This is a genomic window from Acinetobacter sp. UC24323, assembly GCF_024151445.1.
Taxonomy (GTDB): Bacteria; Pseudomonadota; Gammaproteobacteria; order Pseudomonadales; family Moraxellaceae; genus Acinetobacter; species Acinetobacter baumannii.
Genome location: NZ_JAHIBY010000011.1, coordinates 1 through 22,302 on the forward strand (window position 1 = coordinate 1; position 22,302 = coordinate 22,302).

At 37.2% G+C, this 22,302-nt stretch carries 22 protein-coding genes; 16 read left to right on the forward strand and 6 right to left on the reverse strand.

Annotation, left to right across the window (positions count from 1 at the left end; genetic code table 11):
• Positions 1 to 471: 471 nt before the first annotated feature.
• From KNQ97_RS14660 to KNQ97_RS14685, 6 genes are all read left to right on the forward strand, one after another.
• Positions 472 to 1,026, forward strand: coding sequence for a TetR/AcrR family transcriptional regulator (locus KNQ97_RS14660; RefSeq protein ID WP_253612403.1), 555 nt, complete (start codon positions 472 to 474; stop codon positions 1,024 to 1,026).
• Between the two features lie 234 nt (positions 1,027 to 1,260).
• Positions 1,261 to 2,151 carry a DMT family transporter gene (locus KNQ97_RS14665; RefSeq protein ID WP_253612404.1) on the forward strand — a complete coding sequence of 297 codons (891 nt, stop codon included), beginning with the start codon at positions 1,261 to 1,263 and terminating at the stop codon, positions 2,149 to 2,151.
• Positions 2,152 to 2,383: 232 nt separating this feature from the next.
• A complete protein-coding gene (locus KNQ97_RS14670; protein ID WP_000768111.1) occupies positions 2,384 to 3,001 on the forward strand; it encodes a paraquat-inducible protein A in 618 nt (205 codons plus the stop codon).
• Positions 2,989 to 3,795: a paraquat-inducible protein A gene (locus tag KNQ97_RS14675; protein WP_065184661.1), complete on the forward strand. Its 807-nt coding sequence runs from the start codon at positions 2,989 to 2,991 to the stop codon at positions 3,793 to 3,795. Before KNQ97_RS14670 ends, KNQ97_RS14675 begins: the two co-directional genes overlap by 13 nt.
• Before the next feature lie 7 nt (positions 3,796 to 3,802).
• Positions 3,803 to 5,470: an intermembrane transport protein PqiB gene (locus KNQ97_RS14680; protein ID WP_002016783.1), complete on the forward strand. Its 1,668-nt coding sequence runs from the start codon at positions 3,803 to 3,805 to the stop codon at positions 5,468 to 5,470.
• Positions 5,460 to 6,170, forward strand: a complete 711-nt coding sequence (locus KNQ97_RS14685) for a membrane integrity-associated transporter subunit PqiC (protein ID WP_125267595.1) — start codon at positions 5,460 to 5,462, stop codon at positions 6,168 to 6,170. Before KNQ97_RS14680 ends, KNQ97_RS14685 begins: the two co-directional genes overlap by 11 nt.
• A gap of 86 nt (positions 6,171 to 6,256) precedes the next feature.
• On the opposite strand, the gene KNQ97_RS14690 is transcribed toward KNQ97_RS14685, so the two are convergent.
• Complete coding sequence (locus KNQ97_RS14690; RefSeq protein ID WP_004712927.1) at positions 6,257 to 6,709, reverse strand: Rrf2 family transcriptional regulator; 453 nt, start codon at positions 6,707 to 6,709, stop codon at positions 6,257 to 6,259.
• A 105-nt stretch (positions 6,710 to 6,814) separates the two neighbouring features.
• Between KNQ97_RS14690 and KNQ97_RS14695 the strand changes: the two genes are divergently transcribed.
• Both KNQ97_RS14695 and KNQ97_RS14700 read left to right on the forward strand, forming a co-directional pair.
• Complete coding sequence (locus KNQ97_RS14695) at positions 6,815 to 7,714, forward strand: NAD(P)/FAD-dependent oxidoreductase (protein ID WP_085941335.1); 900 nt, start codon at positions 6,815 to 6,817, stop codon at positions 7,712 to 7,714.
• Between the two features lie 318 nt (positions 7,715 to 8,032).
• Entirely contained in the window at positions 8,033 to 8,761 is a 729-nt protein-coding gene (locus tag KNQ97_RS14700; protein ID WP_000848602.1) for an aspartate/glutamate racemase family protein, read from the forward strand.
• A 14-nt stretch (positions 8,762 to 8,775) separates the two neighbouring features.
• Here KNQ97_RS14700 and yddG read toward each other — a convergent pair whose 3' ends face one another.
• Entirely contained in the window at positions 8,776 to 9,687 is a 912-nt protein-coding gene (yddG, locus tag KNQ97_RS14705) for an aromatic amino acid DMT transporter YddG (RefSeq protein ID WP_070171007.1), read from the reverse strand.
• Positions 9,688 to 10,037: 350 nt separating this feature from the next.
• On the opposite strand from yddG, the gene KNQ97_RS14710 reads away from it, so the two are divergent.
• Both KNQ97_RS14710 and KNQ97_RS14715 read left to right on the forward strand, forming a co-directional pair.
• Positions 10,038 to 11,405 carry a sorbosone dehydrogenase family protein gene (locus KNQ97_RS14710; RefSeq protein ID WP_000957795.1) on the forward strand — a complete coding sequence of 456 codons (1,368 nt, stop codon included), beginning with the start codon at positions 10,038 to 10,040 and terminating at the stop codon, positions 11,403 to 11,405.
• Positions 11,406 to 11,432: 27 nt separating this feature from the next.
• Entirely contained in the window at positions 11,433 to 11,885 is a 453-nt protein-coding gene (locus KNQ97_RS14715; protein ID WP_001166576.1) for a GNAT family N-acetyltransferase, read from the forward strand.
• A gap of 66 nt (positions 11,886 to 11,951) precedes the next feature.
• Here the strand turns inward: KNQ97_RS14715 and KNQ97_RS14720 are convergent, their stop codons facing one another.
• Together KNQ97_RS14720 and KNQ97_RS14725 are read right to left on the reverse strand one after the other, a co-directional pair.
• Positions 11,952 to 12,581, reverse strand: a complete 630-nt coding sequence (locus tag KNQ97_RS14720) for a TetR/AcrR family transcriptional regulator (protein WP_103236651.1) — start codon at positions 12,579 to 12,581, stop codon at positions 11,952 to 11,954.
• A gap of 75 nt (positions 12,582 to 12,656) precedes the next feature.
• The gene (locus tag KNQ97_RS14725; protein ID WP_000780012.1) at positions 12,657 to 12,845 is read right to left on the reverse strand and encodes a hypothetical protein; all 189 of its coding nucleotides are present in this window, start codon (positions 12,843 to 12,845) and stop codon (positions 12,657 to 12,659) included.
• Between the two features lie 288 nt (positions 12,846 to 13,133).
• Between KNQ97_RS14725 and salA the strand changes: the two genes are divergently transcribed.
• The 4 genes from salA to KNQ97_RS14745 all read left to right on the forward strand — a co-directional run bounded on the left by salA (position 13,134) and on the right by KNQ97_RS14745 (position 18,073).
• Positions 13,134 to 14,411: a salicylate 1-monooxygenase gene (gene salA / locus KNQ97_RS14730; protein WP_103236650.1), complete on the forward strand. Its 1,278-nt coding sequence runs from the start codon at positions 13,134 to 13,136 to the stop codon at positions 14,409 to 14,411.
• Positions 14,412 to 14,453: 42 nt separating this feature from the next.
• Positions 14,454 to 15,809 carry an MFS transporter gene (locus KNQ97_RS14735; RefSeq protein WP_079548780.1) on the forward strand — a complete coding sequence of 452 codons (1,356 nt, stop codon included), beginning with the start codon at positions 14,454 to 14,456 and terminating at the stop codon, positions 15,807 to 15,809.
• Positions 15,810 to 15,898: 89 nt separating this feature from the next.
• A complete protein-coding gene (locus KNQ97_RS14740) occupies positions 15,899 to 16,789 on the forward strand; it encodes a LysR family transcriptional regulator (protein WP_000363046.1) in 891 nt (296 codons plus the stop codon).
• 132 nt (positions 16,790 to 16,921) lie between these two features.
• Complete coding sequence (locus KNQ97_RS14745; protein ID WP_103236649.1) at positions 16,922 to 18,073, forward strand: sterol desaturase family protein; 1,152 nt, start codon at positions 16,922 to 16,924, stop codon at positions 18,071 to 18,073.
• A 37-nt stretch (positions 18,074 to 18,110) separates the two neighbouring features.
• Here the strand turns inward: KNQ97_RS14745 and KNQ97_RS14750 are convergent, their stop codons facing one another.
• The gene (locus KNQ97_RS14750) at positions 18,111 to 19,313 is read right to left on the reverse strand and encodes an MFS transporter (RefSeq protein ID WP_001066100.1); all 1,203 of its coding nucleotides are present in this window, start codon (positions 19,311 to 19,313) and stop codon (positions 18,111 to 18,113) included.
• Between the two features lie 137 nt (positions 19,314 to 19,450).
• Here KNQ97_RS14750 and KNQ97_RS14755 point away from each other — a divergent pair, with 137 nt between their 5' ends.
• Together KNQ97_RS14755 and KNQ97_RS14760 are read left to right on the forward strand one after the other, a co-directional pair.
• Positions 19,451 to 20,017: a TetR/AcrR family transcriptional regulator C-terminal ligand-binding domain-containing protein gene (locus KNQ97_RS14755; protein WP_001151696.1), complete on the forward strand. Its 567-nt coding sequence runs from the start codon at positions 19,451 to 19,453 to the stop codon at positions 20,015 to 20,017.
• 428 nt (positions 20,018 to 20,445) lie between these two features.
• Positions 20,446 to 21,744 (forward strand): dicarboxylate/amino acid:cation symporter, encoded by a 1,299-nt coding sequence (locus tag KNQ97_RS14760; protein WP_000347180.1) that lies wholly within the window; start codon positions 20,446 to 20,448, stop codon positions 21,742 to 21,744.
• Positions 21,745 to 21,979: 235 nt separating this feature from the next.
• On the opposite strand, the gene KNQ97_RS14765 is transcribed toward KNQ97_RS14760, so the two are convergent.
• Complete coding sequence (locus KNQ97_RS14765) at positions 21,980 to 22,183, reverse strand: hypothetical protein (RefSeq protein WP_000758190.1); 204 nt, start codon at positions 22,181 to 22,183, stop codon at positions 21,980 to 21,982.
• Positions 22,184 to 22,302: the final 119 nt, after the last annotated feature.

Sequence of the window (22,302 nt, forward strand, 5' to 3'; positions counted from 1 at the left end):
TAACTCTTTTGAATGCTTCGGAATTGGCATAGGGCACACCTCATAAGTTTAAAAAGTCTAACTTATGGGGTGCAGTTCAGGACGGGAGAGGGACACCTTCGGGTGTGCTGGCGTCTAACCAGTCTGTCAACCTTCTCTCGTTCTGCCACCATAATCATTTGACAGTGATTCGGTAGAACTTCTTTAGACATGAGGAGTTTTCTATGCGTACTATTTCTTCTTATTTATTGGCCTTTGCCAAATTCTCTCTATTTATACCGCCTAAACAGTCATTAAAACGGCTCAATAGACCGTAGGTTTTCTACGCCTTAAGCATCGTTACGACTCAAAATCATAGCAACAATAAACCCGAGATAGGCGAGCACACCATTTTGTGCGGTTTTCGCATGCCTGTATTTAGCACTCATTTTAAGAGTGACGGCATTTTTATCTCTTTTTACATACAACAAAAAATTATTTTAAGCGGTATACATGAAAAATTTAATCACTTCATTTAGAGCATTACACGTGCTCCACATAGCATCGGATTTATTTAAACAATACGGGTTTCATAAGGTTGGGGTAGACCGAATTATTAGCGAAACTAAAATTTCCAAAGCTACTTTTTATAACTACTTTCATTCAAAAGAACGTCTGATTGAAATGTGCCTTCTACTTCAAAAAGACACATTAATGGAAAAAGTAAGAGTGGAGATAGAAACGACTCACTATTCAACTTTCGCTCATAAACTCAGGCAAATTTATCTCTTACATGCCAATTTAAAGAGCGCTTATTATCTGTTGTTTAAAGCAATTTTTGAAATTAAAACGAGTTATCCTACAGCTTACCAAACGGCGATACGTTATAGACGATGGATTAAAAATGAAATTTTCTGCCTGCTTATGGAAACTAAAAAAGCCGTTTCATATGCCGAAGCGGAAATTTTTATATTTATGATAGATGGGGCAGTTTTAGGACTTTTGACTTCAGACAGAGTCGAAGAACAAACCAAGTTGTTAGATTACTTTTTAGTGAGGGTTGACTAAATTGATTTAGCTAAAGATTCACTATTTTAGAATGAATTAACTATCTTTTTATTTTGAAATAATGGTTTCTTAATTAAAAATTAACATGATTTATCTTTTATTTTATTGTTCTAGATTTTAAAAAGGACAAGTTATTTAGACTGAAAACTCACCAAATACTAAGAAAGAGTGAGTTTATAAAATCTGAAATAAAAATAGATGAAGACTTAACAATATAAATTTTTGGAGAAATTCGTGGATGATCATCATTTAAAAAGAAAAGTCGGCACGCTTGAAATGGTCGTAGCCATGCTGCTTTCAGGGAGTATTGGTCTATTTGTGATTAAGTCAGGTCAATCACCCGTTAATATTGTATTTTTCCGTTGCCTTATTTCAGCACTGTGTTTAATACCGATTTGTTACTACTATGCTCATTTTAAAAAAGTATACTTCGGTAAAAAAGAACTGTTTTTAATGGTGACTTCGGGCCTTCTAATTATTTTTAACTGGGTTCTACTGTTTGCCGCTTTTCCTAAAACTTCTATTTCTTTAGCGACGATTGTTTATCACGTGAACCCGTTTGTCATTTTATTTTTAGGGGCTTTGGTCTTTCATGAAAAGCTCAATAAAAATGATGTGCTATGGACCATCATTGCTTTTATAGGGCTAATCGTGATTATAGGCTTAGGTAGTGCTTCGGTGAACTCTAATGAGTTAGTCGGCTTGGGGCTGGTTCTTATTGCCACAACACTTTATTCAATATCGGTATTAATCACTAAAAAATTAAGTAATACACCGCCGTTATTAATTGTATTTATACAAACTCTGAGCGGGGCGATTGTCATGGCTCCGTTTATTTCGGTTTTTGAAAACCCGCCGATCGGTCAACAATGGCTGTTTGTGGTCGGATTGGGAGTTTTGCATACTGCATTTCTCTACTATTTAATGTATTCGGCAATTAAGAAAATACCTTTAAATAATATTGCGATCTTATCTTTTATTTATCCAATATCGACCATAGTGATTGATTATTTCTTCTTTGATCATGTGTTGACGAGTACTCAAGTTTTAGGTGCAGGTTTAATTTTATTAGGCGTATTGGGTGTGAAGTTGCATTGGAATATTTTTGCGTTGAAGAGCGCCTAATTTTATTCAAATACAATATCCATTTAATTTTAAACGTGTTAAAAGCTCCTTTGAGAAAAGGGGCTTTTAGTTCTTTTTCTTTTATTTAATAAGATAATTCATTGATGCGGTCACTAATTTTTTCTTGAAGAAATGAGATTAGTTTGGCACATTGCTTATAAATACTATTTTAGGCAAGCGTTATAGCAAGCAGTTATTAGCACAGTAAAACGATAAATCTTAGAGTATAACTATGAAGCTTAAAGAATTAGCAGGTTGTGAGGAGTGCGATACTGTCTATCGTAGAGTCCCGCTTGCTTACGGGAAAAGAGCTTATTGTGTCTGCTGTGGTGCAGAGCTTTATCGGCATACCAAGCCTTTTACTACATTGTTAGCTCTAATTTTAACGGCCCTCATTGTATTTGTTATTGCCAATAGCTTTCCCATTGTCAAAATTGAACTGCAAGGCAATATATCTGAAACCACTTTACTGGGCGCTGTGTGGGTAATGTTTCATTACGATCGGGCATTTGTCGGTGTTCTTATTTTAATTACTACATTCATTGTGCCACTTACATATTTGTTATTGCTGGGTTATGTACTTGGTACGGTCAGTATATTAAAGAAACGGCCTCAATTTTTAGTCGGTGCCTTGCGAACACTTTATTTTATGAGAGTGTGGGGAATGGTTGAGGTGTTCCTGATTGGAATTCTGGTCACGCTTGTAAAACTAATGGGCATGGTTCTTGTTATTCCGGAAATTGCTCTATGGGCATTTGCGGTCTTGAGCCTATTAATGGTTTATATTACTTCCGTAAAGGTGAGTGATATATGGAATGAAATTGATAGGTCACAGCCATGGCAAAAATAAAAAATGTGACTCCTGAAAAAATCACAAATACCAATATGGTTTTAAAACAATATCCAAGAGCCAAAGATCTTTCACTGATATTGTGTCATTGCTGTGGCTTATTGAATTCTTCAAAAGTAAATAAAACTGATGCTCATAAAAAACAAATTCTCCGCTGTGTTAGATGCCATAGCGTTTTGCACGAGCGTAAGCCGGGAAGTTTAAATCGTACCTTCGCTTTAGTGGTGGCTGCGACCATTCTCTATATTCCTGCAAATGTCCTTCCTATGACGGTAACTGACTCTCTTTTGGGCCGTCAGCAAGATACCATCATGAGTGGGGTCATTTACTTTTGGCAAAGTGGAGACTATTTAGTATCGGTGGTCATTTTTATGGCGAGTATTTTTATTCCGATGCTAAAGCTTCTTATTTTGTATTTCCTGTTGTTGGTTGTATATATACAGTCATCCGCGGCGTGGAAGTTTGCACCGGAGCAATGCATTAAACTCTACCGCATTGTTGAGTTTGTAGGGCGCTGGTCCATGATAGATGTGTTTGTGGTAGCCTTACTTACCGCTCTCATTCAAATTCAATCACTTGCAACTATTTTAGCGGGACCGGGTTCAATTGCTTTTGGTGCGGTTGTGGTTTTAACCATGTTTGCATCTTTAAGTTTTGACCCACGTATTATTTGGGATAATTTTTATGCATCTCAAAATACAAATAAACCTAACCGTGTTTCTTCGGAAAAAAACACAATTATTCAGGCAGAACATTCGCCTTTGAATAATGATTCCATTAATCCCAGTCAATAAAAGAACAATGAGTATGTCTGAAAACAAAACAACCAGTGAGACCTCAGATCATCATGAAACAGATGTTGAACTGGAAAACATGAATGATTTACCAGAACCCCAAGAAAAGAAAAATCGGTGGAAGCCTCTACTAATCTGGATTATTCCACTTATTGCGCTGCTGATTGCGCTTTCTTTGGCGGTGAAAGCATTACTTTCTAATGGACCAACCATTGAAGTATCTTTTCGTACCGCCGAAGGTTTAGTCGCAGGTAAAACAACAGTGCGCTATAAGCAGGTAGACATTGGGGTGGTACGGCAAATCGATCTTGCAGAAGACCGATCTCATATTATTGCGCGCATTGATTTACGTAAGGATGCAAGCAATTTTGCTGCTCAAGATTCACGGTTCTGGGTAGTGCGTCCACGGATTGGGACAAGTGGGGTTTCAGGCATCGACACTTTATTGTCGGGTTCATATATTGAAGTAGATGGCGGGAAATCACCCGAGAAAAAACTTGAATTCACAGGTCTGGAAATACCGCCAGTGATTACGTCCGATGTGCCGGGCAAAGAGTTTTTCTTGAAAGCCGATGATTTGGGATCTTTAGATATTGGTTCGCCAATTTATTACCGGAGAATTAACGTAGGACAAATTACAGCTTATAAGCTATCTGATGACGGTAAAAGCGTAGAACTTCAGACGTTTATCCGTGCGCCGTACGATAAATTTGTAACGACTGACACACGTTTCTGGCAGGCAAGTGGTATTGATGTGACGTTAAATGCTTCAGGCTTTAACTTAGATACTCAATCGCTTGCAAGTATTGTGGCTGGTGGTATTGCGTTTGGTTTCCCTGAAAACTCAAATGCGACTGTCGCTGCTAACAAGAGCCGTTTTAATCTTTGGGACTCAAAAGCTGAAGCATTAAAAGAGCCAGACGGTCTACCACGTGGCGTGATTATGTATTTTGATCACTCATTACGTGGTTTGGCTGTGGGTGCGCCAATCGACTTCATGGGAATTGAAATTGGTAGCATTAAATCAATTAATGCAGAGTTTTATAACAACTATAAGCAGATTCGCATGCGTGTTGAGGCAGTGATTTATCCTTCACGTGTTGAAAACGGCCAAGCACTTAATCCAAATAGCGACATTTTCAAAGATTTTGTTGAGCATGGATGGCGTGCCCAAATGAGAACTGGCAACCTCTTAACGGGTCAAAACTATATTGCTTTAGATAAGTTCCCTAAAGCAAAACCTGCAACTCTACAAATCTTGAATGATGGCCGTGTAGTAATTCCAACCACTGCAACAGAGTTAAGTGGTTTACAGGCACAGGTTTCCCAAATTGCTGATAAGTTAACGAAATTCCCACTAGTCGAAATTGGGCAGGATGTTCGCAAAACGCTTAAGAATATGAATACAGCCATTGAGTCTACCGACAAGCTGGTTAAACAGTTAGATGGTAAAGTTGCTCCTGGTTTACAAGCAACCTTAGACGATGTTCGTAAAACTGTAAGATCTTCCGAGTCTATTTTGTCGAGCGATGCGCCGTTACAACAAGACGTACGTAAAGCACTACAACAAATGACTCGTGCGGCTGCGTCATTACAGTTAATGGCAGACTATATTGAACAACATCCTGAATCTATTATTCGTGGTAAGAGACCAGAGGCCAACGATGAAAAATAAAAAGAACCGATCATTGCAACACTCTAAAGTAGCCAAATGGCTGCTTGGGAGTGGAGTGCTTTTGACAGCAATAGCCATGACAGCATGTTCTAGTTCACCAACACCAAACTATTATACGCTTACACCTAAAGTGACTCCGGTCTCGAACTCGACCGTGCAGGTGATTGAGGTCTTGCCGGTCGGGATCCCAGATCGTTTAGACCGTGCACCATTGGTGCTACAAGAGAGTAATGGTAAGTCGACTGTACTTGATAATGAGCGCTGGACATCGACTTTGGGTACACAATTACGCGATACCTTATCGGCGGGTTTGCAGCAAAAATTAGGAGCAATTGACAGTTATAGCAGTGGGCTTTCTGGAAACAATCAGCCTCTATATCGAGTTTCTACTGACTTTTCTCATTTTGATATTGTAGATAATAGCAATATCAACGTTGCCGTATCTTGGGTAGTGAAGCGTCAAATACCGCCTACTCAACTAGAATCAACGAATCCGAAAGTAATCTCGAATAGAGGAGCTCAGCTCAATTGTAGAATTGCGTTTAAACAGCCGATTGATCAAAAAGCTAAAAAAATGGAAGCAATTGTAAGTGCTTCAAATGAAGCGATGAGTCAAATTATTAATACCATCTCTTCTTCAATTATGGCGCTAGATTCAAATAAAAAGATGAACATCAATAACGGTATATGTTCATCTTAATAAAGGCTTATTTGTTATACGTTTAATTTAAAGCTCCTTATGGCTAAGGAGCTTTTTAAGTTAAAAGCATGTGAGGAAAAAATTACTCAATGTGAGTGTTTTGAATCCCATCCTTTTTCGATACAAATTTGATCAAATGATTTTGCAAGATCGGCTAGGGTAGTTCCTTTTAAGCGCTGGATCAAAATCGCCTGTGCAGCTTGAATACTTGCATCTAGAGCTGCATTGACGACTTGTTCTACTGCACATTCTGGATTTTGTCTTTCATTGCCGATTGCAAAAATTGTAGGTTCACCAACAGCATTATAAATATCAAAAAGCGTAATTTTTTCTATATCACCAATTAAATGCCAGCCACCACCAGGCCCTTTTTCTGATTGTACGAAGTTAGCCTGTTTTAATCCAATCATAGTGCGACGAATGACTACAGGATTAGTTGATAGCATTTTTGCAATTTCTTCAGAAGTAAAACTGCGATTTTGCCTTGCCATATGTAAAAGTACGTGAAGTATTCGGGAAAGTTTATTGTCTGTACGCATAAGCAAAAAAAACAGCGCAATTAATAGGATGGATAAAATGTAACATGAAAAGTTGCAAATTAAAATAAAAAGCATTAGTGTAACTTCATAAGTTACTTATTAATGGTGCACAAAATGCTTTACGACGTTACGATTATCGGCGGCAGTTATGCGGGTTTATCAGCAGCAATGCCGTTAGCCCGCGCACGTAGAAATATTGCGATTATTGATGCAGGGCAAAGAAGAAATCGTTTTGCTGAACATTCTCATGGGTTCCTTACCCAAGATGGAACTCGAGCTAGTGAAATTGTTGAAATTGCAAAAAATCAATTAGAAGCATATAGCACTGTTCACTGGAAAAATGGATGGGTTAAACAAATCGCAAAAATAGATGAAGGCTTTTGTATTTGTATTGATGGGGTAGTTTCTATTCAGACAAAAAAAATTATTATTGCGGCAGGAGTTAACGATCAGTTGCCGGAAATATCTGGTTTGGCTGAGAGATGGGGAAAAACGATTTTTCATTGCCCATATTGCCATGGATATGAATTACAACAAGGGAAAATCGGTATTTTGGCCACTTCTGAGCACAGCCTGCAATTGGCGATGATGTTGCCTGATTGGGGGCCAACTACACTTTTACTTAATGGAGATGATCAACTCATCCATACAGAATGGCATACTTCCTTGCAAAAACGTGGTGTAGTTGTAGAACCAGGTTTTATTCAGGAAATTAGAGCGAATGCTGAGGTAGTTTTTACAGATGGAAAGATTATTGCCCTGGATGGACTGTTTGTTCCTACACGTACCTATATTACTCAACCTTGGGTGGCTGAGCTTGGATGTGAAGTCGAAGACACACCGTTTGGACAAATAATCAAAACAAGCGCGACAAAAGACACCACAGTAAATGGAGTTTTTGCTTGTGGGGATATTGCACGTTTAGGTGGTTCAGTACCATTCGCAGTTGCAGATGGAATGATGGCTGGGGTGAGCGCTCACCGTTCACTTGTTTTTAATGTGTAATTTTAAAATACCTTAAAATTTTAGAATAAAGCTTGTACATTCTTCACATATACATAATCACGCATCGATTTTATTTAGGCAATTGCTGGCTAAAAAACCTATGTGCTGATTGGTAACTATTTCTGCAAAAAGCTCTGCTACTCCTTGGTTACAGCAGAGCTTCTTTTTCATTTTTTAGTAAAAACTATTAAGAAGTACAATTGTCCCCCCACTTAAAATGCTAAAAGTAGAAAGAATGTAAAAAAGCAATTTTATTCTAACTGTCTATTTATCTAAGAAGATATAGATAAGCTTTAGATTCAGCAAAAGGTTTAAATAATGAAAACAATTGGTTTACTCGGCGGCATGAGCTGGGAGTCTACAGCACTTTATTATCAACAAATTAATAGAATGGTTCAGAACAAGTTAGGGAAACTACATTCAGCCAAAATCATTCTAAATAGTGTCGATTTTGAAGAAATAGCAGCCTTACAAGCGAAAGGTTTATGGCAAGAAGCTGGAGCCTACTTAGCTGAGCAAGCACAAAATTTAGAAAAAGCAGGGGCAGATTGTATTTTAGTCTGTACTAATACCATGCATAAAGTAGCGCCTCAAATTGAAGATGCCATTACGGTTCCATTTATACATATTGCTGATGCCACAGCAAAAGAAATTTTAAGTCAAAATATCCGAAAAGTTGCACTGTTGGGAACCGCTTTCACCATGGAGCAAGACTTTTATAAAGCCAGATTACAAGATCTTGGAATTGAGGTGATTATTCCAAATGATGCAAATCGGAAAATAGTACATAGCATTATCTATGACGAGCTTTGTTTAGGTGTGATCAACCCCGATTCGCAACATAAATACACGACCATTGTTGAAGAGTTGATTGGGCAGGGTGCCGAGGGCATTATTTTGGGGTGTACCGAAATTTGTATGTTGATTGGTGATATCAAATTTTCTGTGCCTCTATTTGATACCACCACCATTCATGCGAAAGAAGCTGTAAATTTTGCATTAAAGCAAAAAACGGCAGCCCGTTCTATTGCTGCTGGTTCGGTATAAATACTCATCAGCTTTTAATTTATTCTGAAATAGGAACGAATCACAGCCCAATTTGTTGAAAGCCAGCAGATAAGTGAACCCGCCGTGACCATGGCTGTACCTTGCCAAAAGCTGATTGATAATTCTGTCTGTAAAACCAGCATGGCAAGTAAAGATGAAATGATGGGGGTAAAATAAGAAGCAACCACTAGCATGGTAATGTTGCCATGAATAATGCCAATATTCCATGCTGCATAACCGAGACCAATTGCAGCAGAAGCAACGATTAAAGATAAAATTGTATTTAAATCGAGTGAAGGCAAACTCACTTGGCCGCTAAAAAGCAATTTTAGCCATAAGGTTATGGCAACACCAAGAAAGAAAATAGAAATAGGGTTTTGTCCTTTACCCATTTTCTTGGTCAACACACAGTAAAAAGCCCAAATAATGGCACCTATAAAGGCCAAAACATAACTTAAAGGATTACTATGAAAATTATCGACAACACGACCTAAACTAAAATCTCCGTTCCCGGTCTGAATAAAAATGATACCGGAAATTGAAATGAGTAATCCTAAAATAATAAACACATTAAATTTTAACTCTCTAAAAATCACAAAAGCTAAAACAGTCAGGCTTGGCCAAAGGTAGTTCACAATACTTACTTCAATCGCTTGTTGCGCCGTCTTTGAATAGGCAAGTGCAAACGAAAAGCAAAGCTCATAAGCAATAAATAAAATTGCCCCTAAAATTAAGTATTTTTTAGAAATTAATTTAAAATTTGGCACCCTAAAAATAATGAGCAGGAGTAAAGCACTTAAGGAATAGATCAGCGTAATGCCAACATCTGGACCGATTGCGGTCGTAATATGTTTTACGAAGCCTACCATAGAGGCCCACATTAAGATGGCACTTAAACCAATCAAGGTTGCTAAATTTTTTGACATAAGAAATAAATGAACTTAATTGAACACCTGAGCTACAGTGAAAGTTAAAAATAATTAAAGTAAGTCAGGGTAATGGAATTTTTAATTAAAAAATAGGCACGATAGACCAAATTACCTAATAAGTATTATCAGCCAACATAAATACTTTTGGTAATTAAACTAAATGCCAAGTATTAATTTATAGCTAAGCATTAGGGTAAGCTAAACCTCTAGAAAACACCCAGTTATGTATTAAAATTTTAAAAATATAGACTGTAATGCTCAGTACAGTTAAATAAATCAACTATAAGTCTCTCTTCTAAAGCATTACCCTGTGTTTATTGCGAAAAAATAAAAAATGGAGATAAAAGATGCTTACACGTTTTTTACTGCCGATTTTGGGCACTACCGTTTTAGTTACAGGCTGTGCTTCTTCCTCTCAATATCCGATTAACGAGAGTTATGGTCCGGAACCAAAGTTGCCTGAACCGAAAACAAGCTTATTTCCAACCGTAAATATAGCACCGGCACAAGGTTGGCCAAGTGGTGTTATGCCGACTCCAGCAGAAGGTTTAAAAGTAAAAGCATTTGCTAAAGGACTTGAGCACCCACGTTGGCTCTATGTATTACCAAATGGTGATGTGCTGGTGGCTGAAACGGATGCTCCGCCTAAACCTGAAGACAGCAAAGGGATTAAAGGCAAGATTATGACCTTCGTAATGAGACGGGCAGGATCATCTCATCCAAGTGCAAACCGAATTAGTTTACTCCGTGATACGAATGGCGATGGTATAGCTGACCAAAAAACGATATTCCTTAAAAACCTAAACTCACCGTTTGGTATGGCACTGGTAGGTAATCATTTATACGTTGCCAATACGGATTCACTCATGCGTTTTCCTTACCAAGAAGGTGAAACCCATATTACTTCAACCGGTACTAAAGTATTGGACTTACCGGGTGGGCCTCTAAACCACCATTGGACCAAAAATGTTATTGCCAATCGTGAAGGTACAAAGCTCTACATTACCGTTGGCTCCAATAGTAATGTGGCCGAAAATGGTCTAGATCAAGAAAAAGGCCGTGCACAAATTATGGAGTTTGATATTGCAAGTGGTCAGTCACGTCCATTTGCAACAGGACTGCGTAATCCAAATGGTATGGCTTGGCAGCCTCAAAGTGGCAAACTTTGGACAGTTGTAAATGAGCGCGATGAAATTGGTAGTGATTTAGTGCCCGACTATATGACGTCGGTACAAGATGGCGCTTTTTATGGCTGGCCTTATAGTTACTATGGTCAACACGTAGATGTACGAGTCAAACCACAAAATCCTGACATGGTAGCTCGTGCAATTAAACCAGACTATGCTCTAGGTAACCACACTGCTTCGTTAGGTCTTGCATTTTATACAGCCGAACTCATGCCACAATTTAGAGGCGGAGCATTTATTGGACAGCACGGTTCTTGGAACCGTAAACCACATAGTGGATATAAAGTCATTTTTGTGCCATTTAGAAGTGGTCAGCCCTCTGGTCCACCGCAAGATATTTTGACAGGATTTTTAAGTGAAAAAGGCAAAGCGTATGGGCGTCCTGTCGGGGTAGCAATTGATTTTTCCGGTGCAGTATTAGTCGCAGATGATGTTGGTAATACGATTTGGCGTGTCTCACCAGTTGCTGAAACAACTTATGAGAGTCCAACCCAGCAATCCATTCGTAGTTCAGTAACTCAACCTTAAAAAGGTTGGGCAAAATAGGTTTATTTTATGCAAATATTACGGTTATCTGATTACCCTCAATACAAAGAAATGGCTGCACAGTGGTTTTCTGAAAAATGGCAAATCCCTGTGGAAGCCTATCTTGAGAGTATTCAGATTTCCATTGATCAAAGGCATGCTATTCCACAGTGGTACATTGTTTTAAATGAAAATAAGCATTTAATTGCTGGAGCAGGAGTCATTGATAATGACTTCCATGAGCGTAAAGATTTAACACCAAACTTATGTGCTTTATTTGTAGAAGAGAACTATCGAAACCAAAATATTGCAAAACAGATTTTAGATTTTGTACGTGAAGACTTGAGTAATCAGGGCATCCAAACACTTTATTTAATAACAGACCATACCGAGTTTTATGAAAAATGTGGTTGGCGGTTTTTAACGTTGGTAAAGGATGAGGAAGGCGAGATGGTACGTATGTATGTAGCAGATACTTTTTAATAGAACTTAAAAAATATTAGATAAAAAGCCTTTAATATGAAGGCTTTTTTAACTATCTTATGTAATTCATGAAACTTTTGAGTGGAATAAAGCATTTAAATTTGAGTAAAAAATATGATTAATAGATATTGACTCACTCTCTTGTAATATTCCGTTATATAAAATACCCATCCAGATGGGAGCCACAATAAGTAGTGCAAATTCTGCAGGTGTACAGGTTAGAGAGATTTCTTTACGCTCGTGGGCAATCGTAGCTAATTTTTCAAACTCACGTAGATATGGAGTCACCATCTTATTAAAATAAATTTCTTTAAGCTGAGGAAAGTTTTGTCCTTCTTTAATCACTAATTTAGAAATACCATCACGTCCTGATGAATAGATAGATTCAATAATCTGTTCAAAATGTTTATATAAAAACTCATATACGCTTTGATCTGGCTTTAGAGTATCCGCTTTAACCACCATAAATTCTTCATTCAACATAATATTAATGACCCCTTCAAAGAGATCTTCTTTGGTTTTGAAATAACAATAAACAGTGCCCACCCCGACTTGAGCCAAATCCGCAATATCTCTAATTTTGGTATTTGCAAAGCCGACTTCTAAAAATTTTTTTAAAGCGGCCTTTAAAATTGAATTTTTAGTAGCTTCGGTTTTTTCTATGCTTGGACTACGATTTCTTTTAACAGTATTCATAAATAAATATATATAAGAAAGATCCCATACAAAAATAGCCTCTATATAGAGGCTATATAACTAATAGTTAGTTAATTATTTTGCAGGAGCAGCTTCAGATGCAGCTACTTCCGAAGCTGCTTTATCTGTATTAGCTACAGGTACTTCAACAAATTTTGATGGAGAAGCTTGGGTAGTTGGTGTAGCTGTAGTTTGCTCAGCAGCAAAAGTTTGAACTGATGCAAAAAGAGCAAGACCCGCAAAAGATAATTTAACTAATTTCATAACTATACCTTTAAATTAAAACATACACTACAGAACGGAATGTTTTTAATTGAATTAATAAAATTGAACAAAAGTTCATTTTTAATTTTATTTTAAGACTAGATTCTAAGTCAATGTGTTAGAAATAAAATTTAAGAAAAACTTAATAATTTAAGGAGTTATTTAATCCTTAAACTGAATTATTTAATTTTTAAATAATTGAACAAAAAAAATACTAATTGGACTTTATAAGCCAACTTCTCAAAAATGAATATGTGAAAACGATAATGATGTTTAAGGAACAAACACATGAATACATATATTCGAATTGCCGTGGTTGGTGGTGGTATTGCTGGTCTGGCTTTAGCAAGTAATTTAAGTAAACACGCCCATTTAGACGTGCAAATGTTTGAATCTGCACCTCAGTTTTCTGAAATTGGGGCAGGGATTTCTTTTGGTGCCAATGCAGTTAAAGCGATTGAACTGTTAGGTTTAACCAACGAATATCATGCGATTGCAGATAAAGTATCGGCTCCATTTCAAGAGGTTTGGTTTCAATGGCGCAATGGCTATACCGATAAATATTTATCTGCATCTATCGCGGCAGGTGTAGGGCAGTCATCTGTTCATCGTGCTGATTTTCTAGATGCAATTATTCCTCACATGCCTACGCAAAATGTCCATTTTTCTAAACGTCTAGAGGCGATTGAAGAACAAGATGATCAGGTGATTTTGCATTTTAATGATGGTACTCAGCATGAATGTGACTATTTGATAGGGGCGGACGGTATCCGCTCTGTGACACGCCAATATGTTTTAGCTTCTCATCATTTACCACCAGTTCATCCTCGTTTTTCAGGAACTTGGGCATATCGTGGCATTATTTCTCACGCTTCATTTAAAGAAGCTTTGCAGCAAATAAATGGCGATACAGATTTAGCAGATATTCCCCAAATGTTATTGGGCAAAGATAAACATATTTTAACGTTCCCAATTCGTAAAGGGGAGCAAATTAATATCGTTGCTTTCTGCTCAAACCGCGAAGATACGGTATTACCAGCCGATACACCGTGGACTAAGCCTGTAGATAAAGCTCAAATGCTTTCCGATTTTTCAGACTGGAGTGAAAGCTGTCAAACATTACTCGGTTTAATTGAACAGCCTACTATTTGGGCCTTACATGAAATTGAAGAACTCTCGACTTATCAAAGCGTCTCGGGACGTGTGATTCTTATGGGTGACGCTGCACATGCCATGTTACCTCACCAAGGTGCAGGGGCAGGCCAAGGTCTTGAAGATGCATTAATCCTTGCAACTTTATTGTCGACAAAGAACTTACAAGCAGATCAATTAACCGATGTGTCTGCCATCTATGAAAATTTGCGTTTAAAACGCGCTTGTCGTGTTCAACAAACTTCTCGTGAGTCTGGCGAAATTTATGAATGTTATTCAGCTCAATACCCAACATTTGCCGCAATTGGCGAACATCTTGAACATCGTTTTGACTGGTTATGGCAACACGATCTAGAACAGGATGTTGCAGAAGCACAGCAACAATTACATCAGCTAGGAATGGCAACTATTTAAATAATTTTTTGTTTTACACACAATTTGCTAAGGAAAGCAATTATGGAAAAACTAAATGCAAATCAATTGATTGATGATGCAAGATTAACGTCCTTACATTGGCGAGTGATCTTGCTGAGTGCACTCATAATTATTTTTGATGGCTATGACTTAGTCATTTATGGCGTTGCATTACCCAAGCTTATGCAACACTGGCAGTTAGATAGTATGACTGCTGGATTGCTGGGCAGTGTCGCATTATTTGGCATGATGTTTGGTGCCATGATTTTCGGTAGCTTAGCTGACAAATTAGAGTCCTATGGCTTTAGCCGTAAGCGTTTAATTATGCTGTGTGTCCTTATTTTTAGTGGTTTTACGGTGTTATGTGGTTTTGCCAACAGCCCCAAAGAGTTTGCCATTTACCGTTTTATTGCCGGCCTGGGTTTGGGCGGAGTAATGCCGAACGTTATTGCTTTAATGACCGAATTCGCCCCAAAGAAATTAAGATCAACTTTGGTATCGCTCATGTTTAGCGGCTATGCGATTGGCGGGATGAGTTCAGCACTTTTAGGCATGTGGTTGGTTCCTAAATTTGGTTGGCAAATCATGTTTATTCTGGCGGGTATTCCACTCATTTCATTACCGATTATTTGGAAATTTTTACCTGAATCAATTGATTATCTGGTTCGCCAAAAAAAATGGAATGAGGTGCGTGACTTACTTCAACAATTAGCACCAGAACAAAGCATAACTGATCATACGAGCATCGTATTACACCAAGAAAACCAACAAACTGCGGCTCGGCCTTTGGTTGCTCTATTTACCGAGAACCGTGCTTTAGTCACTGTATTTTTCTGGCTAAGTGTATTTATGGCTTTACTCATGGTGTATGCGCTCGGCAACTGGATACCAAAACTCATGGTCGAGGCAGGATATGATTTATCAACCAGTCTGGTCTTTTTACTGGCACTAAACTTGGGCGGGATGCTGGGCGCAATCGGTGGAGGATACTTTGCTGATCGTTTTCACCTTGGTAAGGTCATTTGTTCACTCTTCTTTGCAGGTGCAGTGTCGCTCTACTTGCTAAGCTATGCTTTACCCATGGTCATTTTATATTTCTGTGTTGCCATTGCAGGTGCAGCGTCTATCGGTGGGCAAATTTTATTGCTCGCTTATATGGCTCAGTTCTATCCTTCACCAATTCGCAGCACTGGCATTGGTATGGCTTTGGGTGTAGGTCGGATTGGGGCGATTTTAGGTCCGATTTTATGCGGTTGGCTTTTAAGTTTGCATCTACCCATTGAATATAATTTTATCGCGCTAGCCATTCCTTGTGTGCTAGCAACCTTAAGTGTTATTGCCATAAGTATTTGTAATCGAACCAAACGTGTAATGCTAAATTCAAGTATATCTCCATAAGAATTAAGCATTTTTATTCCTGTAAAAAGAACTAAACTCTAAGCAAAGAAGTTAAAGTCTTTGTTTAGAGTATTTAAAGGATCAGAACCATGGATTTAGGTTTGATTAAAGTTTTTGTCTGTATTTACGAGTCTCGGCATATTAGTAAAGCTGCGGATAAATTGAATTTGAGCCAGCCTTCTGTAACTTATAATTTGAATCGTTTACGCCGTCAGTTAAATGACGAGTTGTTTACCCGAAGCCGAGGCGGTGTCGAGCCGACAAAAGTTGCACATGAGCTTTATCCAATTTTTCATCAAGCAATTTTTAATATTGAGTCAGCGATTGCTCAAGCACAGGAATTTCATCCTCAAAATTCAAATAAAACTTTCAGAATTGGATTGTCTGACGCAGGGGAAATTTGTCTCTTGCCTAGTCTTATGGCTTTTTTGCAGAAAACAGCACCCTCTATTCAAATTGAGATTGAAGAGATTCAGTCGTCTAAGGTTGAGCAGTGGCTTATTGATGGCTTTTTAGATCTGGCCGTATTTAATAGTACACAGACCATAATGCCCAAAATAGAAACACGTACTTTATTTGAAGAAAGATATGTATGCATTGCTAGAGCTGACCATCCAAGGCTACAACAGCAACTGACGTTAGAACAATATTTGCAAGAAGATCATGTTGCCATCAAGTCATCGACAGGGCATATCCAAGTTGAGCAATATTTAAAAACAATGGATTTGAAGCGACGAATTCGTTTAGAGGTTCCACATTTTAGTGTTTTACAAGGTGTTTTGCAGAGTTCAGATATGTTGGTGACCTTACCGTCGCGAGCAGCTCGGCATTATTTAGCTCATGGTAATGTCCAAATGTTTGAATTACCTTTTGCTATGGATTCTTTTAAAGTGAGCTTAAACTGGTTTAATCGTAGTGATGATATTATTGCCAGAAAATGGCTGATTCAATCTGTAGGTCAAATATTTGAAGTTTTATAAGAACAATTTACAGCTATTTAAAATTTTATTTTCAGATTAAGAGGTTTGATCTAAGAGGTTAAAGTTATTTCCAATTTATTATTAAACTTTGATAGCATTCGCGTTATATATAATAAGAACTTTATATGAATTATGACCGATCAATTAAGAGCAAAATTTGAAAATTTAGAGCTTAATGCTGGTTTAGGAAAAATTAGTGCCTTTATCTCCATGGTATTAAGTTTACTTTGCTTATTTGGTGCTTTATGTTTTTTATTTCCCAGTGTGTTGACAACTCCTGAGTTACGTCCACTTTATGCAAAGCACTATAGTCTTTTTTATTATGGCCTGATCACAGGCATTATTATTAGCGCAGGTTTTGGAGCATTTAGTGCAATCATACGAAAAAATAGATATGGCTTTTATGGTTTATGCTTTGCATTCATAGCAGCAGTATTAGGCTGTGGTGTAATTCATGCTCCAGTCATTCCAAGTGTACCATTTTATGCAGGTATTGATTATTTTGTACTTACCTTAGTCATCTTGGCTTTTATTTTCATACCCCTTGAAGGATTTTTTGGTAAAAACCCTGAACAAAAGATCTTAAGAGTGGGCTGGGTGACTGATATGAAATATTTCATGGTCAGTCATATTGGCATTCAACTATTTAGCTTCTTAACGGTTATGCCAATTCAATATTGGATTACACATTTGCCTGATAATCCAATTGTGCCGTATGTTCAAGCTCAACCAATTTGGCTGCAATTCATTGAATTGCTCATTGTGGTTGATTTTACAGTGTATTGGTTGCATCGAGCCATGCATGAAGTTAACTTTTTATGGCGGTTTCATGCGATTCATCATTCGACCGAGTATATGGATTGGTTAGCATCTTCCCGTTTACATGTTGTTGAAGTCTTAATGACTCGTTTTATTGCCACTTTACCGATTTTTCTTTTAGGGTTTCATACTTCTGCTGTTTTTGCTTATTTAATTTTTATTTCGTTTCATGCGATTTTTATTCATTCGAATGTACGTTTTCGCTTTCCATATCTACGTTGGTTTATCGCAACACCAGAATTTCATCATTGGCATCATTCTTCAGAAAAACCTGCGATTGATAAAAATTATGCTGCTTTTATTCCACTCTATGATGTCATATTTAAAACCGTATATATGCCGAATCACTTGGCAAGTGTATATGGAACAGTAGGTTATAAAATTCCAAATAGCTTTGTAAAACAGTTTACTTGGCCATTTAAAAAATACATGAAAAGCTTTTTAAAGCATTGGCGTGATCAGTAAATAAAAAATAGCCTCTAGTGAGGCTATTTTTTATGGCTTATTTATTTTTAAAATTTTTAATAATCATTAGAAGGGCGACCAGTGACAATAAGATAATAAAACTAATATAACTATTTGCCGTACTCATCAGCCCAATTTTACCTACAAAATAGCCAGCTAAAATTGCAGGAATACTAAAAGCCAAATAGCTTTCAACAAAAAAAGCAGCCATAAGACCCGCACGTTCTTCGGGAAGCGCCAATGGCATTACACTACGAATAGCCCCCATAAATGCTGTACCAAAACCAACACCAGTAATAATAGAACCTAAAAATAGAACTACAGCATTGGTTAGATTAATGGCGATGAATAAGACAATGGCACCAATAGCAATCGATAGCGTACCGGTTAATAAAATACGGAAATTTGTCGACTTCCTAAGCGTTAATATACCTACCGCACCGGAAAGGGCGAGCGCCATAAACATAATCCCGTTTAGCCATGCCGATGACGTGTGGAAAATTTTTGCCAGTAAAGAGGGCATAAGCGATAGGAAGAAACCACTGACCATCCAAAGTGCAATGTTAATTGGACTAATACTCAATAAAGCGCTTTTTGTCTGTGGCGGAATGGCCATATTGGGTTTTAATGAAGCAAGTGCACCGGATCTTCTTTGTGCGGTTTCTGGAGTAAGAAAACTTAAAATGAGTTCACAAATAAGAAGAAAACATAAGAACTCAAAAACAAGCTGTAAGGGGTGGGCAGAGAATTGCAAAATAGAACAAGTCAGAAATATACCAACAGCCATACCTATCATTGGTGCAATACTATTAATTAGTGAACCATGAAGCTTACTAAAATCTAAAATTGCTGCGCCTATAGCTGAAACAGCAAGCCCTGTTGCGATTCCTTGTAAGCCTCGTGCAATGAATAACATCGAAACATCTGAAGCAAATAAGAAAAAGCTCATTGAAATAATTTGCAGAGAAATAGCTGCAATAATGACTGGGCGGCGTCCAATATAGTCAGACAAAGAACCAATAATGAGTAATGAGCCAAGCAGCGTAAAAGCATAGGTGGCGAAAATCAAAGTCAATGTAACTGGTGAAAATTGCCAAAGCTGTTGGTATAGGCGGTAGAGTGGTGTCGGCGCACTAGATGCAGCCATGAATGTCATGAGCGTGATGGTATTAAGTGTCAAAGCACTTGCTGCATCTAATTGAAAAACAGCTCTTGACCGTTTTGAACTTGAATTGTTCATATAAGATGAATAACATAAAAGCAAATATTTAGCTTTTATACATTATTTTTCCACTAAAGCAAATCCTTAGCTTTAGTGTATTTTGTATATAGTTATAAATATTTATAAGTTTTTTGATCCCTTTACAGAGTTTATAAATGGCAAAAGTTGTTACTGGATTACGCCCTGGTGGACGCAGCGAAAGAATACAAACTGCGGTACATCAAGCTGTAAAAGAACTACAAAAAGATTTTGAGCAGAGCCAAATTACTATTCCTATGATTGCAGCGCAGGCAGGGGTTACGCCTTCAACCATTTACCGTCGATGGGGTGACATCAATCAATTATTTTCAGATGTAGCTTTAAATGAACTCAAACCTGACATGGAACCCAAAGATTTAGGCTCGTTCCAACAAGATATTACAGCATGGGTTGAGCAATATTTTGAAGAATATGCTTCAGAGGTTGGGCAAGACTTATTGCGAGATGTACTCTATACATCAAACTCGGATTCTAATGCCCGTAAATGTGAGACTTTAATTATCCAGCAACTCGATATTATTCAAAACAGGGCAAAATTACGTAATGAGCTTACTATACCTAATCAGGAAATCATCGAGGCAGTAATTGCACCTATGTTATTTCGAATTTTATTTACCAATCATGATCTTAGTCTTGACTATGTATATGACCTTTTAAACCGTCTTTTTATAAAAAATAAGTAGATAAAATCTATAAAAGGACTAGTCCCTTGTTTTTATTAAATAAATATATATCAATCTTTCTTATTATTTAAAAAATAAATTCTCATAATTTAAGATTGATATGAGGGTGAGTTAATCATTTATTTTTAAAATACTTGTTCTGGTCATTTAAAAATCAAAAATAAACATAGATAATGCATGATGTAATTAATTAAATTATTTTATAAACATGCATTTATATAAATTTTTAAAGACTGCGAGTTTTATGAAACTTATTGAGATAAATATTTTCTATACAAAAATATGCATGGTTTTTAAATTTTACATTTTTTAAATTTATGACACAGAGTGTTTTTTATTCTTTACAATGGCTCCACTTCATTTAAAGCAGCTTGTGGTGCACGCTTTATATTTTATTTTTTTATCCCCATCGAAAAGGTATTTAGATAATGGATTTCAATACCCTTGACCAAGAAACGGTACAGAAAAAACAAAAGTTTCATCAAATTTTGTATGTACAGGTCATCTTTGCAATTATTTTGGGCATTTTAATTGGTCATTTTTACCCAGAACTTGGCGAGAGCTTAAAACCGCTTGGTGATGCATTCATCAAAATCGTCAAAATGATTATTGCTCCCGTAATCTTTTTGACAGTGGTTACTGGTATTGCCAGCATGACAAACATGAGTCGAGTTGGGCGAGTGACAGGTAAGGCAATGCTATATTTCCTTACTTTCTCTAGCCTTGCGCTTGTGGTTGGTATGATTGTGGCTAATATCATTCAACCTGGTAAAGGCCTAAATATTGACCCGGCAACCTTAGTCAACGATAAAGTAAATAGTTACGTTGAAAAGGCTCATGCTACAAATATCACTGACTTTTTCATGAATATTATCCCGCAAACATTAGTGAGTCCGCTTGCTGGTGGTGAAATTTTGCAGGTTCTATTTGTGGCAGTCCTATTTGGTATTTCTTTAGCTGCATTGGGTGACCGTGCACGTCCAATTACTGATTTTTTAAATAACCTCACGGCTCCGGTTTTCTATTTAGTTGGCATGTTAATGAAACTTGCACCAATTGGAGCTTTTGGTGCTATGGCATTTACTATCGGTGCGTATGGAATTGAATCAATCGGTAATTTATTACTATTGATTATGACCTTCTATATCACGGCAGTGCTGTTCGTATTAATCATTTTAGGGGCTGTAGCACGCTACAATGGCTTTTCAATTATCGATTTAATTCGTTACATCAAAGACGAACTCTGGTTAGTTCTAGGTACAAGTTCTTCTGAAGCTGCTTTACCATCTTTAATGGATAAAATGCAAAAAGCAGGTTGTGAAAAATCTGTAGTAGGTCTAGTCATTCCGACAGGTTACTCATTTAACCTTGATGGAACTAACATCTATATGACTATGGCGGCTTTATTTATTGCACAAGCATGTAATGTTGATTTATCAATTGGTGAGCAGGTTGCATTGCTTTTAGTGGCAATGGTGAGTTCTAAAGGTGCGGCAGGGGTAACGGGCGCAGGCTTTATTACACTCGCAGCTACTTTATCGGTAGTACCTGCTGTACCAGTGGCAGGTATGGCGCTTATTTTAGGTATTGACCGTTTTATGTCGGAGTGTCGTGCATTAACCAATTTAATTGGTAATGCATGTGCAACCATTGTGGTTGCCCGTTGGGACAAAGCTCTGGACAAGGACGTTCTAGATAAAGCTTTACGCAAATCGAAAACGAATTAATTTTTTAATTCGAAATAAAAAACCTGTAGCAACTGGCAAATCGGGAGAGGTGCTGTGCTACAGGTTTTATTATTTAATGATCAAAAAAATATAATTTAAAAACTATCTACTCATTAATAGTTATTAAGGAAAGCCACTATAAAAATTTCACAAATTTTCGTATAGAACTACTTTTTAAAAAGCAGAACTTTTGAGTTATCTACACTATAAAAATAGTATACAAACTAGCCTAGGTTTATGCTTTTAAGTGATCCTCAAATTCTTCACCTAACTGCATTGCTAAAGCATTACCTGCCAAATCACAGGTCACTAAGCCATATTCTTTTTTAAAACTGAAAGTAAAACCTTTTCCATCAGCAAGGTTTTTAACCGAATACCCTAATTTTTCTAACCAAATACGGAACGCAATTAAATTTTTCGCTTTAACAACCTTTTTCACGTGAGAACTCCTTCTATCCGTGTCTTACACCTTATTTATTAATAGGGATTTACTCGAATTTTTTAAAGGGGGAAAACTTTGTTTTATTTTGCATCTTGTAAAAAAAGTAAAATAGATAA